The organism is Streptomyces sp. NPDC001292, assembly GCF_042896465.1.
Lineage (GTDB): Bacteria > Actinomycetota > Actinomycetes > Streptomycetales > Streptomycetaceae > Streptomyces.
Map to the genome: position 1 here is coordinate 102,999 of NZ_JBIAXG010000014.1, position 13,610 is coordinate 116,608.

Below are 13,610 nucleotides of genomic sequence, written 5' to 3' on the forward strand. Positions count from 1 at the left end.
AGGCCCCGACGGCTCCGCCTCCTTCACACCCGATTCCCGCTCGTAAGACGCCGTCCTCGGTTCCGCCACCCGCCGTTGGCGCGGCGGGGGGAACGTCTCCGGATGTGACCCCGGATGCGAAAGCGGTCGACCCCCCCGATCTGCGGCCAGGACGGCTCCCGCGGCGCCTGCCCGTCCGCCAGGTGCTGTGCCTGCTGCCGCTACTGCTCGTGGCGGTGGCCGCGGTGCGGCACCGGTCGGTGCTGGCCGAGGGCTTCGCGCTCCTGCGGAGCGCCGCGTGGCCGTGGCTGCTGGCGGCGGTCGGCACGACCTGTCTGACCTGGGTCGCGGCGGCCGTCACCCGGCAGGGCGCGGTCGTCCAGCGGTTGCCGAGGCGGCGGCTGCTCGCCACCCAGTTCGCGGCCGGCGCCGCCAACCACCTGTTGCCGACGGGCCTCGGGGCGAGCGCGGTGAACCTGCGGTTCCTGTCGGTGTGCGGGGTCTCCCTGGCCCGGTCCTCCGCCGCGCTCGCGCTGTACATGCTCGCGGAGAGCATCGCCCGGCTGGCCCTGCTCGCCGCCCTGCTCCTCGCCTTCCCGGACGCGCTGCGGCTCGGCGGCCTGCTGCCCTCGGGCGTGGCCGGTCCGCTGCTGTACACCGCGGGCGCGGTCCTGGTCGTCGCGACCGGGGCGGCGTTGTGCGTGCGGCGGCTGCGCGCGGCGGTGGCCGCCTTCCTGCGCACCGCGCTGAGCGAGGCGCGCTCGGTGCACTCCCGTCCGGCGCGGGCGCTCGCGCTGTGGGGCGGCTCGCTGGCCTTCCCGGTCCTTCAGGCGGTCTCCCTGGTCGCGGTGGGGCGGGCGCTGGCGCTGCCGGTGCCGTCCACGCACATGGCACTGGCGTACCTGGCGGCCACCACCGCCGTCGCGCTGGTGCCCACGCCCGGCGGGCTCGGCTCGGTGGAGGCCGCGCTCGTCGTGGCGCTGGTGGCTGCGGGCGGGCCGGCCGCGGTCGTCACGGCGGTGGTGGTCGCCTACCGGATCATCACCGTCTGGCTGCCCCTGCTGCCGGGGGCGCTCACGCTGGGGGCGTTGGTACGGCTGAAGGTCATCTGACCTTCGTCTCCCGCACGCTGCAGCCGCCCGCGCACCGGCGTCTCCCTCACGCTCTCGTTCCCCATACGCTCTCGTTCCCATACGCTTCGTTCCCCGTACGAGTCGTTCCCCGTACGAGGTGACCGAGGAGTAACCTGCCGTCCCACCACGCAGCAGGAGGTCGCCGCCATGCCGGTCCGGATCGAGCGCCAGGGGTACGTCACCACGGTCGTCCTGTCCCGGCCCGGGGCCCGCAACGCGGTGGACGGCCCGACGGCCGTCGAACTCGCCGACGCCTTCCGCCGGTTCGAGTCCGACGCGGAGGCCAGGGTGGCGGTGCTGTGGGGTGAGGGCGGCACGTTCTGCGCGGGCGCGGACCTGAAGGCGGTCGGCACCGGGCGGGGCAACCGGGTCGCGGAGGACGGCGACGGGCCGATGGGGCCGACCCGGATGCGGCTGTCCAAACCGGTGATCGCGGCCGTGGCCGGCCACGCCGTGGCGGGCGGTCTGGAACTGGCGCTGTGGTGCGATCTGCGGGTGGCGGAGGAGGACGCCGTGTTCGGTGTGTTCTGCCGCCGCTGGGGCGTGCCGCTGATCGACGGCGGCACGGTACGGCTGCCCCGGCTGATCGGCACCAGCCGCGCCATGGACATGATCCTCACCGGACGGCCGGTCCCGGCCCGCGAGGCGTACGAGATGGGCCTGGCGAACCGGCTCGTCCCCACCGGCCGTGCCCGCGCCGAGGCCGAGCGGCTGGCCGCCCGGCTCGCCGGCTTCCCCCAGGCCTGCCTGCGCTCGGACCGCGCCTCGGTCCTGGACCAGGAGTCCCTGGACGAGGCGTCGGCCCTGCGCGGGGAGCTGCGGCACGGCATGGGCGTACTGGGCGAGGGCCTTCAGGGCGCGGCCCGGTTCGCCGCCGGGGCGGGGCGGCACGGCTCGTTCGCGGACGGGTGAGCCCGCCTCCGGATCCGGGGCGGACCCCTGTCGAGTCGGAGACCGTCACGAGATATCTTGATGTCGAGCAATGTTGCAGACGTGGAGCGGAGCACCCGGTGACTGACTCGACCATCATCTACACACACACTGACGAGGCCCCGGCCCTGGCGACGTATTCCTTCCTGCCGGTGGTCCAGGCGTACGCCTCGCAGGCGGGTGTCACGGTGGAGACGCGTGACATCTCGCTGGCCGGGCGCATCATCGCCGTGTTCCCGGAGTACCTCACCGAGGACCAGCGGATCCCGGACGCGCTGACCGAGCTGGGCGAGCTCGCCAAGACGCCCGAGGCCAACATCATCAAGCTGCCGAACATCTCGGCCTCCATCCCGCAGCTGAAGGCCGCGATCGCCGAGCTCCAGGGCCAGGGGTACGCGCTGCCGGACTACCCGGACGACCCGAAGACCGACGAGGAGCGCGAGATCCGCGCCCGTTACGACAAGGTCAAGGGCTCCGCGGTGAACCCGGTGCTGCGCGAGGGCAACTCCGACCGCCGCGCCCCCGCCTCGGTGAAGAACTACGCCAAGACCCACCCGCACCGCATGGGCGCCTGGACCGCCGAGTCCCGGACCAATGTGACGACCATGGGCGTCGACGACTTCCGCTCCACCGAGAAGTCCGTGGTGATCGCCGAGGACGGCGCGCTGCGCATCGAGCTGAAGGGCGACGACGGCTCCACCACCGTGCTGCGCGAGTCCGTGCCCGTCCTGAAGGGCGAGGTCGTGGACGCCTCCGTGATGCGTGTCGCCGCGCTGCGCGAGTTCCTCACCGCCCAGGTCGCCCGCGCCAAGCAGGAGGGCGTCCTGTTCTCCGTGCACCTGAAGGCCACGATGATGAAGGTCTCCGACCCGATCGTCTTCGGTCACGTGGTGCGCTCCTTCTTCCCGAAGACGTTCGCGAAGTACGGCGAGGCGCTCGCCGCGGCCGGTCTGACTCCGAACGACGGTCTCGGCGGCATCTACAAGGGCCTGGAGAACCTGCCGGAGGGCGCCGAGATCAAGGCTTCCTTCGACGCCGAGCTCGCCGAGGGCCCGGAGCTGGCGATGGTCGACTCCGACAAGGGCATCACCAACCTGCACGTCCCCTCCGACGTGATCGTCGATGCCTCCATGCCCGCCATGATCCGCACCTCCGGCCACATGTGGGGCCCGGACGGCCAGGAGCACGACACCCTCGCGGTCATCCCGGACTCCAGTTACGCGGGCGTCTACCAGACCGTGATCGACGACTGCCGCGCCCACGGCGCCTACGACCCGTCGACCATGGGCTCGGTCCCGAACGTGGGCCTGATGGCGCAGAAGGCCGAGGAGTACGGCAGCCACGACAAGACCTTCGAGATCCCGGTCACCGGCACCGTCCGCCTGGTCGACCAGGCCGGCAACGCCGTGCTCGAGCAGACGGTCTCGGCCGGTGACATCTTCCGCGCCTGCCAGACCAAGGACGCCCCGATCAAGGACTGGGTGAAGCTGGCCGTCACCCGCGCCCGCGCCACCGGCGACCCGGCCGTGTTCTGGCTGGACGAGGGCCGCGCCCACGACGCCAACCTGATCGCCAAGGTCCAGCAGTACCTGCCGGAGCACGACACCGAGGGCCTGGAGATCAAGATCCTGTCCCCGGTGGAGGCGACGAAGCTGTCGGTGGAGCGCATCCGGCGCGGCGAGAACACCATCTCCGTCACCGGCAACGTGCTGCGCGACTACCTCACCGACCTGTTCCCGATCCTGGAGCTGGGCACCAGCGCCAAGATGCTCTCCGTGGTCCCGCTGATGGCGGGCGGCGGCCTGTTCGAGACGGGCGCCGGCGGCTCCGCGCCGAAGCACGTGCAGCAGCTGGTCAAGGAGAACTACCTGCGCTGGGACTCCCTGGGCGAGTTCTTCGCCCTGGTGCCGTCGCTCGAGCAGTACGCCAAGACCACCGGCAACGCCCGCGCCCAGGTCCTCGCCGACACCCTGGACCGGGCCACGGCGACCTTCCTCAACGAGAACAAGTCCCCGACCCGTCGCGTCGGCGGCATCGACAACCGCGGCAGCCACTTCTACCTGTCCCTGTTCTGGGCGCAGGAGCTGGCGAAGCAGACCGACGACGCCGCTCTGGCCGAGGCCTTCGCGCCGCTCGCCGAGACCCTCACCGCCAACGAGCGGAAGATCGTCGACGAGCTGATCGCCGTCCAGGGCAAGCCGGCCGGGATCGGCGGCTACTACCAGCCCGACCCGGCCAAGGCCGCCGAGGTCATGCGCCCGTCGGCCACCTGGAACGAGGCGCTGGCCACCCTGAGCTGACCCGGGCCCCGGCACCCCGCCGGGCCCACGACCCTCACGGCTCCGCCCCGACCGGCACCCCGCCGGCCGGGGCGGAGCCTTTTGTGACGGCTGCATGCCATACCTCGTCCGGCGCTGGTGCGCCGCGGGGCGCGGCCGGCCGGGCCCGGTCATCCCACGCCGGGCTGGTGGGAGGGAGCTGATCGACACGCTGCTCGACCGGCTGCCGGGTCTCCGGCTCGCGGTCCCCGCCGACCAGGTCGCCTGGCGACGGAAGACGATGATCCGCGGCCCGCGGACCCTGCCGGTCGCCCGGTGAGACGGGCCGAGCCGGGCAACTGGTGAGACGGGCCGGCCCGGTCGGTGAGGCGGGCCGGCCCGGTCACGCCCGCATCCACTCCGTGACCACGACCTCGGCGCCCGCGCGCAGCCGCAGCGCGAACGGGCCGGCGGGCGGTGCGTCGCCGGTGAACCGGCCCAGTTCGTCGGCGGTGAGCGCGGGGTTCGGTCGCCGCGGGCCGGTCAGCACCTCGATCCGGGCCGGCTGCGGCGGCAGCACCTGCCCCATCAGCCCGTCCCCGGTGACCTCGACGTCCACGGTCAGCTCACCGGCCTGGAAGGTCAGCATCCGCGGTGTGTCCGTCGCGCCCCGGACCGGAACGGCGTCGACCAGCGAGTCGAAGGTCAGCTCCGCGATCCGGGCGTCGAGGTCCCGCAAGGCGAAGGCCTCGACGGCGAGTTGACGCAGATGGCCGGGCACCGGGTCGAGGATGACGGCGGCCTGCCGCAACTCCTCCTCCAGCAGCCCCGCGGCCATGTCCTCCTCGCCGAACGCCCCTTCCCGGCCTAGGAGTTCGCCGCCGGCGTCGTCGTTGTCGCAGGTGTCGTTTCCGTCGCTCACACTGTCCCCCGTGCGTCGAGTCGTGCGCGCAGGCGCCGCAGACAGCGCTGGCGCAGTGGTCCGATGCTGCCCACGGCGACGCCCAGGGCAGCGGACACCTCCTGGTAGCTGGGCGGCGGCGAGGCGATCAGCACCCGCAGCAACTGGCGGCAGCGGTCGCCGAGTTTCTCGAACTCCTGCCACAGCCTGCGGATCCGCTCGCTCTGCGCGGCGGCCTCCTCGGAGTCGAGCAGCGACTGCTCGGGCGTACGGTCCTCGCTGACCCGGTCCAGCAGCTGCGGATCACTCGTCACCGTCAGCCGGCTCAGGCTCCTGAGCGTCTTCAGGCACTCGTTGCGCGCGGTGCTCGCCAGCCACGAGCCCGCCTTGTCGGGTTCCCGGATCCGCCCGAGGTGCTGGGCGAAACGGAACCACACGGTCTGGTACACCTCGTGACCGTCGGCGTCCGAGAGCCGGTGCGCGCGAACGACCGACCACACCAGCGGACTCAGCCCCTCCACCAGTGCCTTCCAGGCCGCCGCGTCACCGCCGACGGCGGACCGGACGAGCACGCCGACTTCTGCACGATCCACGGACTCACCCCTCGAATACGGCATGTCATCGTACGCCGCGGAGGGGACGGTTCCGGACCTCATGCCGGCGGAGCGAGCCGGACCACGGGGACCGGACGCCAGGTGGGCGGACGCAGCGCCGGGACGTGCGCCCCGCGTACTTCCGCGTACTCGGTGTTCGCCTCGAGCAGTTGGCGCCGGGCCGCGCGCGGGTCGCGCTCCTTGTGCGCCGTCATGTGCGCCGCGATCATGCCGGCGGCCACGGGGGTGGCGAAGGAGGTGCCGCTCCACTGCGCGAAGCCCTCGAACATCACCCGGTCGGCCTTGGCCGGGGGGCTCTGCTCCGCCTCGCTGAGCACACCGGTGTGCCGCGGGGACTGGCAGGTGCAGGCGTAGGCGAAGCCGAACCGGCAGGCGTCGTAGGTGGAGTGCTGGTAGACGTACGGCACGGGTGCCTCGAAGCCGGTGAGGGCGCTGGTCAGCCGCTCGCCCGGCGCGTACGCCTTCACCCAGGCGCCGTGGTTGCTGAAGCACGCGCCGTGCTCGCCGTCGCCGCGCAGGGCGCCGACCGACAGCACGGACTCGGCGTAGTCCGGCAGGCCGGCGTAGGCGGCGGGCCAGAACGGTGTGCCGCTGGCGTTGTTGCCGGCGGCCGCGACGAGCAGGGTGCCCCGGGCGCGCAGCTCCCGCATGAAGGCGTCCACCCCGAGCAGGCCGTCGGTGCGGCCGTTGGAGGTGCCCGCGGACAGGCTGAGGATGTCGGGCCAGCCGCCCGCGTCGACGGCTTCGAACAGCCGGTGCCCGAAGTCGGACTCCAGGACGGCGCCGGCGTCGTTGAGGGTGCCGCGCACCGTGATGTCGGTGTTGGGGGCGACGGCCGCGACCAGCCCGGCGATGAACGTGCCGTGGCCGACGTACTGCTGGAGGACGCCGGCGTCGTCGGTCTCCGCCACCTGCGCGTCGCCCTGGACGTGGGCCAGCATCGGGACCGAGCGGTAGTCGTGCATGAGGCCGGTGTCGACGACGAGGACGCCGACGGCGGTGTCCTCGTCGTAGGTGGTCTCGGCGGGCGCCGGGTTGGGGCCCTCGGCGAACGGGGCGGGGACCGGCTCGTCGCCGGGGCAGGCGTTGACCGCGATCGACACCACGTGGTTGCGGCTGACCAGCCGCCGTCCGGCCCTGCCCTCGTGCTCGCGCAGGGCGCGCAGGGCGTGCGTGACCGCGAGGTCGCCACGGCGGTCGCCGCGGCCCGGGTCGTCGACCTGGATACGGGTGACGCCGGTGCGGTTGGTCTCCGGGCCCGCCCGGCGCACGCGGTCCGCGGTCAGGTCGGGCGCGGCGGTGAAGTGCGAGCGGACCGTGTCCTCGACCAACCGGGCCTCCTCGCCGTCGCGGGCGAGGACGACACCCTTCTCGTAGCAGAACTCGGCCGCGTCGTCCGGCCCCATCGCGAGCGGCACGTCCGGCATCGAGCGCTGGATCTGGGCGAACTGCTCGCGGAATCGCTGAGGTGCCATGGCGTGTCCTCCCGTTGGTGCGACAGTCGTCAGTCTGAGCCATGCGGCTCCCGCTTGATACAGCGTCAACCCGCGTGCGCCGGTTCCAGGGGTACCACCAGGCCACTAACATCCGACCCGTGACAGCGGGAAGCGACTCGGTCCTCGAACTGCTGCCCATGGTGTTCGCCGCGCCGGGCGAGGCCCTGGCGCGGGCCCGCGGGCTGCTGGAGGCCGGTCCGCCGCCGTTGCACGGCTCCGTGGCGCACCAGGTGATCGGCATCTGGCAGCGGGACTTCGGCGACACCCGGCTGGCGCTGCGGCATCTGCGGCGGGCCCGGGACCTGGCGGCGCGCGCCGACTCGGCCGAGCGGGAGGCCGACGTACTGGCCACGCTGGGGGTTGCGTTGGTGCACGCGGGGCGCACACGGCAGGGACTCGCGGCGTTCGAGCGCGGGGTCGTGCGCGGGACGGGCCACACCCGGGCGCGGGTGCTGTTCCGGCGGGCGTACGTGTGGTGGGTGCTGGGCCGTCATCGTGAGGCGCTGGAGGACGTACGGCGGGCGATTCCCGTGCTGCGGCAGGCCGGCGACGTGATCTGGACGGCGCGGGCACTGACACTGCGGGCCACCGTGCACCTGGCGCTGGGCGCGGTGGAGCGGGCGGACGCCGACTTCACCGCGGCTCAGGCGCTGTGGGACACCACCGGCCAGGAGCACGACAAGGCGGACGCCGTGGAGAGCCGGGGCCTGGCGGCCTTCCGGCAGGGCGACATCCCGGCGGCGCTGCGGCTCCTCGACGAGGCCGAGGAGCAGTACGCCAAGCTCGGCACGCCGACGTTCATGCTGGACATCCGGCGCTGCGAGGTCCTGATGGCGGCCGGACTGGCCCCCGAGGCGCTGGCCGGGGCGGACGCGGCGATCGCCGAACTGGACGGCATCGGCGGCCAGTCGACCCGCAAGGCGGAACTGCTGCTGGCCGCGGCGCGGGCGGCGCGGCTGGCGGACGACCCGCACACGGCGATCGCGCGCGCGGCGCTGGCCGTGCGGCTGTTCGCCGGGCAGCGGCGCACCTGGTGGGAGACGCACGCCCGCCTGGTCCTGATCGAGGCCCGGGTGGCAGACGGGCGCCGCTCGGGGCGGCTGGTCGCGGACGCCGCGGCGGTGGCCGAACGGCTGGCCTCCTTCGGCTCGCCGGCCGCGCCGGAGGCGTCGCTGCTGGCGGGCCGGATCGCGCTCGCCCTGGGCCGGCCGGCGGACGCGGAGAGCCACCTGATCCTCGCCGCGCGCAGCCGGCACGGTGGACCGCCGCTCGCCCGGATGACGGGCTGGGCGGCGCAGGCGCTGCGGGCACGGGCGGCGGGCTCCCGCCGAGGCGTGCTGGAGGCGTGCCGGCGCGGGCTCGACGTGCTCGACGACCACCGGATGACGCTGGGCGCCTCGGAGTTGCGTGCCCGGGCGACCGCGCAGGGCGCCGAACTGGCCGCGCTGGCCCAGGAGGCGGCACTCGCCTCCGGTGAGCCGCGGCGGCTGCTGGTGTGGAGCGAGCGCTGGCGGGCCACCGTGCTGTCCGCGCCGCCCACCCGGCCGCCCGCCGACCCGGCCCTGCTCAGCGGGCTGACCGCCTTCCGTGAGATCGCCGCCCGCGCGCAGGACGCCCGCCGGGACGGCCACCCGGTGCCCGCGCTGGAAAGGGAACAGCGGCGCCTGGAGCGGGAGATCCGCTCACGCACCCTGCGTCTGCGCGGCGAGGCGCCCGGCGGCGGCGACCGGTTCGACCCCGGCCGGCTGCTGGCGCGGCTCGGGGACGCGCGGCTGGTCGAACTGGCCGTACTGGACGGGCGGGTGCACGTGCTGCTGTGCGGCGAGGGGCGGGTACGGCGCTTCGAGGCCGGCCGGCTCGCGGACGCGGTGACCGAGGCGGAGCACGTGCAGGCGGGACTGCGGCGGCTGGCCCACCCCGGTGCGGCGGCCCGGCTGCCGCTGGTGGAGGCGGCGGGGCGCCGCCTGGAGGAGCTGCTGCTGGGCCCGGCCGCCCGGCATCTGGGCTCCGGGCCGGTCGTGGTGGTGCCGCCGGGCTCGCTGCACCGGGTGCCGTGGGCGCTGCTGCCGTCGCTGCGGGAGCGGGTGCTGAGCGTGTCGCCGTCGGCGAGCAGCTGGCTGCGCGCCCGCGAGACCGAACCGCCGCCGGGGGGCCGCTGGGTACTGGTGCGCGGCCCTGGTCTGGCGACCGGGGGCGCGGAGGTGCCCGAACTCGCCGACCGCTGCGGCGCTCCGACCGTGCTGGAGGAGGCCGACGCGCATGTGTCGCGCGTGCTGGGGGAGCTGGACGGTGCCGCGCTCGCGCACATCGCCGCGCACGGTGCCTTCCGCGCGGACAGCCCGCTGTTCTCGTCACTGACGATGGCCGACGGCCCGCTCATCGTGCACGACTTCGAGCGCCTGGACCGCAGCCCGTACCGGATCATCCTGTCCTGCTGCGACACCGCCCGGTTCGCCTCGGTCGGCGCCGACGAACTCCTCGGCCTGGTCACGGCGCTGCTGCCGCTGGGCACCGCCGGGGTGGTGGCGTGCAGCGCCCCCGTCAACGACGAGGCGGTGGTCCCCCTGATGCTCGCCCTGCACAAGGGCCTGGACGCCGGACTCTCCCTGGCCGAGGCCCTGCGCGACGCCCGGACCGCCCTGCCGGACGACGCGACACACCAGGCAACGGGCTGGGCCTTCACGGCCTTCGGCGCCGCCTGAGCCGGAGGCCGCCGCGTCGTACGGACGACGCGGCGCCTTCTACGGGCGCTGCGCCGACGGCGACTTCGACGCCTCCGTCATCGGACACGAGTACACCCACGCCATCACCAACCGGATGATCGGCGGCCCCGACGCCGGTATCTCCGGCAGCCACGGCGGCTCGATGGGCGAGTCCTGGAGCGACCTGGTCGCCAGCGAGCGGCTGATCGAGACCGGCGTGGTCCCGGACGGGGTGGACCCGTGGGTGGTCGGCCCGTACGTGACCGACAACAACGAGCGCGGCATCCGCAACTTCGCCATCGACCGCAGCCCGCTCAACTACTCCAACTTCGGCTACGACATGGGCGGAGCGGAGGTGCACTCCTGCATCCGGGTGCGGACCCCGGCGAACTCGATCAGGTCGCGGATGCGGCGCTGGACGGTGCGCAGGCTCGTGCCCAGCTGGCCGGCGATGGCGGTGTCCGTGAGCCCGGTGAGCAGCAGCGACAGCAGGAGCAGGTCCTCCGGCGGAGGAGTCCGGTCGGATTCCCTCTCGCCGACCAGCCCGTCCTCGGTGAGGACCAGCGGGGAGGCGCCCATCCACAGGCTCTCGAAGAACGCGATCAGGGCGTCGAGCAGCGCGCCGGGGCGGACCAGGACGGCGGACGGCGGGTCGCCGGCCGGGCCGCCCGCCTCCGAGAGGCGTACGAACGGGGAGACGAGCATGGCCAGTTGCCGGTCCGCGACCACCATCTTCACCGGGACCTCCGCGGCGACCCGGGCCTGTTCTCCGCACTCGACGAACTCGCGGATCCGGTACACCTCGGGCGGTACCTCCAGCGCCGACGACTCGTAGACCGCGCGGTACGTCACCCCCGAGGCCAGGACCTCCAGTTGGGTGTCGTTGCCGCGGGACGGCACCGCCACGTTCGGCGGCTTGCACAGCGCCAGGATCTCGTCCCGGGCGCCGCGCTGAAGCTGGTCGAACGTCCGGGCCATCGCCTGCGCCCCGGTCACCGTCTCGACCGTCTCGCCCGAACCCCGGCGCCGGGCCTCGCTGCGGTACTCCTCGGTGAGCTTCGCCATCACCGACTGCGCGGCCTGCAACTCCTGCTGCCGGCTCAGCAGCAGCGGGCCGAGTGCCAGATCGGGCGGTGACGCGCGGAAGCGGTGTGCCGAACCCTCGGCGCGGCTCACCAGCCCTTTGGCCTCCAGCGTGTCGAGGAGCCTGACCGCCTCCCGCCAGGACAGACCGAGACGGCGGGCGAGCTGGGACGGTGTGGACTCCGACACCCTGACGAGGCTGCGGTACGCACGTACTTCCACGGAGTCGAGACTTGCGGTCTCGAACATGTCGCTCCTCTCCTCCTCCGGTCGTGCACCGGCCCTCACCGGTACCGGCTCCCGGCCGGCCGGAGCCGCCGGGGAAGAGATCTTGACGTGTCACCGTCCACTCGCGCCAGGGTGTGAACGACGCGATTCCGCGCTCCCCCGCACGAGCCACTGACCCGAGCCCGGGCCCGCGCCCGCGAACCACATCGAGGGGACCACCTCGGGGGAAGCTCATCGGGGGCGAACGGTCCGGCCGGGAGGGTCGGGCCGCGTGGATCAGGCCGGTGAGAAGACGTGGTCGCTGATCAGCCGGGTGGCGCCGACGACGCCGGCGACCTGGCCGAGCTCGCCGAGGACGATCGGCAGGTTGCCGGTCGCCAAGGGCAGGGACTGGCGGTAGACCTGGGTGCGGATGCTCGCCAGGAGGTTGTGCCCCAGTCCGGTGAGCCCTCCCCCGATGACCACCAGGCCGGGGTTGAAGAAGCTGACCAGGCCGGCGATGACCTGACCGGTACGTCGTCCGCCCAGGCGGATCAGGTCCAGGGACGCGGCGTCCCCGGCACCGGCGGCGGCCGACACGTCCTCGGGGGTCAGTCTCCCGGCCGCTTCGAGCCGTCCGGCCAGCTCCGTCGAGCGGCCGGACTGGGCGAGCGCGGTCGCGTCGCGGACGAGGGCGCTGCCGCCGAAGTACGCCTCCAGGCAACCGATGTTGCCGCAGGCGCACCGCGGCCCGTCCGGGTCCGCCTGAATGTGGCCGATGTCGCCGGCGCTGCCGGTGACACCGCGGTAGACCGCACCGCCGACGACGATGCCGCAGCCGATGCCGGTTCCTAGCTTCACGCACAGGAAGTCGCCCACGGACCGGGCGACGCCGGCCTGCTGCTCGCCCAGGGCCATCAGGTTCACGTCGTTGTCGACGAGGACGGGGCAGCCCAGCTCCTGGCTCATCGCCTCGCGGACGGGGAAGCCGTCCCAGCCGGGCATGATCGGCGGCGCGACGGGGACGCCCTCGGGGAACCGGACGGGTCCCGGCACACCGATCCCGGCGCCGTCGAAGTGTTCCGCCAGTCCCGCCTCGCGCAGCTTGCCGGCCAGGGCGAGCACCCGCTCGAAGACCGCGACCGGGCCTTCGCGCACGTCCAGCGTCTCGGCCACGTGGCCGAGGACGTCCAGCTCGGCGTTGGTGACCGCGACGTCCACGGAGGTGGCGCCGATGTCCACGCCGAGGAACCGCAGCGACGGGGCGATCCGGACGTTGTGCGAGCGGCGGCCGCCCCGGGAGGCGGCGAGGCCGTCCTGGACGACCAGTCCTGTTTCCAGCAGCCGGTCGATCTCGAACGCGAGCTTGGAGCGCGACAGCTCGACCTGCTCACCGAGGGCGACCCGGGACTGCGGGCCGAGGTCGCGCAGGAGGCGGAGCAGCCGGGCCTGATGAAGATTGGCCGGTCGAGCCGTCATGGACCTCACGCCGCCCCCGTCGTGGCAAGAATCGATCGCATGCCCGGCACTTGGGGGCACGACTTCGAGAAGGACCGTAGCACCGAGCCGCCGCTGACGAAAGAAACTTGTGCACCAACGTGTCGAACTTTCATCTGTCGATGGACAAAGCCGGTTCGACACAGTGCCATGGACCCGGTGCCGGAGGGTGCCCTGGCGGACTGCTGTCGCAGCCCGCCAGGGCTCACGGTTCAGGCGGGGTCACCGCCCTGGCCGTGACTCACGCGTCGGAGGGACCGCGGTTGGGCTTGCCGACGTCGGCCTGGCCTGCCGCCTTCTTGATCGCGGCGGCCTCCCGCTGGTCGATGACACCCTCGTCCCGCAGTGCCTGGACGACCTTTCCGACGTGGGAGACGAACGTGCCGTGGCTCCCCCAGGCCCGGTGGTCCTCGATCCGTTCGTTGATCGTGCAGCCGTCGGCCGTGACGCGGTTGGGGATGCCGGTGTTGATCGAGCCCACGAACACGGTGGGCCGGTCGTCCCTTTCCGGACAGTTGGCCGGCGGCTCGCTGTCGACGACGGTGAGGGACAGCGACTTCGGCGTGGACGTGTTGCCGGCCTTGTCGGTGGCCCGGTAGAGGAAGGCGTGGCTACCGGCCCTGTCGATCACCACCGGTGCCGAGTACTGGAGGTAGGGGCCCCCGTCGAGGGAGTACTCGACTCTGGCCACACCGGACCCGGCGTCCGAGGCGGACACCGTCACCGTCGCACTGCCCACATAGTTACCGGAAGCGTCCTTCGTCCCCGACACCGTCGCCGACGTCTCCGGCGGCGTCTTGTCCTCCGGCT

11 protein-coding genes and 1 pseudogene are annotated in these 13,610 nt (G+C 73.4%); 6 read left to right on the forward strand and 6 right to left on the reverse strand.

All coding sequences use genetic code 11. The annotated features are described in order from the left end of the window. Positions 1–104: 104 nt before the first annotated feature. From ACFY4A_RS17360 to ACFY4A_RS17375, 4 genes are all read left to right on the forward strand, one after another. Positions 105–1,091, forward strand: a complete 987-nt coding sequence (locus ACFY4A_RS17360; RefSeq protein WP_390830277.1) for a YbhN family protein — start codon at positions 105–107, stop codon at positions 1,089–1,091. A gap of 168 nt (positions 1,092–1,259) precedes the next feature. Next, entirely contained in the window at positions 1,260–2,024 is a 765-nt protein-coding gene (locus tag ACFY4A_RS17365; protein ID WP_390830278.1) for a crotonase/enoyl-CoA hydratase family protein, read from the forward strand. Between the two features lie 98 nt (positions 2,025–2,122). Beyond that, positions 2,123–4,342 carry an NADP-dependent isocitrate dehydrogenase gene (locus ACFY4A_RS17370; protein ID WP_390830279.1) on the forward strand — a complete coding sequence of 740 codons (2,220 nt, stop codon included), beginning with the start codon at positions 2,123–2,125 and terminating at the stop codon, positions 4,340–4,342. Positions 4,343–4,436: 94 nt separating this feature from the next. Beyond that, positions 4,437–4,640: a hypothetical protein gene (locus ACFY4A_RS17375; protein ID WP_390830338.1), complete on the forward strand. Its 204-nt coding sequence runs from the start codon at positions 4,437–4,439 to the stop codon at positions 4,638–4,640. 63 nt (positions 4,641–4,703) lie between these two features. On the opposite strand, the gene ACFY4A_RS17380 is transcribed toward ACFY4A_RS17375, so the two are convergent. From ACFY4A_RS17380 to ACFY4A_RS17390, 3 genes are read right to left on the reverse strand one after another with little or no spacing between them, the layout of a single operon-like run. Next, entirely contained in the window at positions 4,704–5,222 is a 519-nt protein-coding gene (locus ACFY4A_RS17380; protein WP_390830280.1) for a hypothetical protein, read from the reverse strand. Then, entirely contained in the window at positions 5,219–5,794 is a 576-nt protein-coding gene (locus ACFY4A_RS17385; RefSeq protein ID WP_390830281.1) for an RNA polymerase sigma factor, read from the reverse strand. Before ACFY4A_RS17385 ends, ACFY4A_RS17380 begins: the two co-directional genes overlap by 4 nt. Before the next feature lie 59 nt (positions 5,795–5,853). Beyond that, complete coding sequence (locus ACFY4A_RS17390; RefSeq protein ID WP_390830282.1) at positions 5,854–7,290, reverse strand: S8/S53 family peptidase; 1,437 nt, start codon at positions 7,288–7,290, stop codon at positions 5,854–5,856. Between the two features lie 119 nt (positions 7,291–7,409). Between ACFY4A_RS17390 and ACFY4A_RS17395 the strand changes: the two genes are divergently transcribed. Together ACFY4A_RS17395 and ACFY4A_RS17400 are read left to right on the forward strand one after the other, a co-directional pair. After that, a complete protein-coding gene (locus ACFY4A_RS17395; RefSeq protein ID WP_390830283.1) occupies positions 7,410–10,013 on the forward strand; it encodes a CHAT domain-containing protein in 2,604 nt (867 codons plus the stop codon). 103 nt (positions 10,014–10,116) lie between these two features. After that, a pseudogene (locus ACFY4A_RS17400) lies at positions 10,117–10,314 on the forward strand (M36 family metallopeptidase); the annotation flags it as partial. 32 nt (positions 10,315–10,346) lie between these two features. On the opposite strand, the gene ACFY4A_RS17405 reads toward ACFY4A_RS17400, so the two are convergent. The 3 genes from ACFY4A_RS17405 to ACFY4A_RS17415 all read right to left on the reverse strand — a co-directional run. Further along, a complete protein-coding gene (locus ACFY4A_RS17405; RefSeq protein WP_390830284.1) occupies positions 10,347–11,345 on the reverse strand; it encodes a TrmB family transcriptional regulator in 999 nt (332 codons plus the stop codon). Positions 11,346–11,600: 255 nt separating this feature from the next. Beyond that, positions 11,601–12,782: an ROK family protein gene (locus ACFY4A_RS17410; protein ID WP_390830285.1), complete on the reverse strand. Its 1,182-nt coding sequence runs from the start codon at positions 12,780–12,782 to the stop codon at positions 11,601–11,603. A gap of 259 nt (positions 12,783–13,041) precedes the next feature. Further along, positions 13,042–13,610 (reverse strand): chitobiase/beta-hexosaminidase C-terminal domain-containing protein (locus tag ACFY4A_RS17415; RefSeq protein ID WP_390830286.1); only part of this gene is annotated, 569 nt, incomplete at its 5' end.

What these genes read in the sequence shown, in the direction of transcription:
- ACFY4A_RS17365 (WP_390830278.1), top strand. Translation starts at nt 1,260, where the DNA reads ATGCCGGTCCGGATCGAGCGCCAGGGGTACGTCACCACGGTCGTCCTG.
- ACFY4A_RS17375 (WP_390830338.1), top strand. Translation starts at nt 4,437, where the DNA reads ATGCCATACCTCGTCCGGCGCTGGTGCGCCGCGGGGCGCGGCCGGCCG.
- ACFY4A_RS17390 (WP_390830282.1), bottom strand. Translation starts at nt 7,290, where the DNA reads ATGGCACCTCAGCGATTCCGCGAGCAGTTCGCCCAGATCCAGCGCTCG.
- ACFY4A_RS17405 (WP_390830284.1), bottom strand. Translation starts at nt 11,345, where the DNA reads ATGTTCGAGACCGCAAGTCTCGACTCCGTGGAAGTACGTGCGTACCGC.
- ACFY4A_RS17410 (WP_390830285.1), bottom strand. Translation starts at nt 12,782, where the DNA reads ATGACGGCTCGACCGGCCAATCTTCATCAGGCCCGGCTGCTCCGCCTC.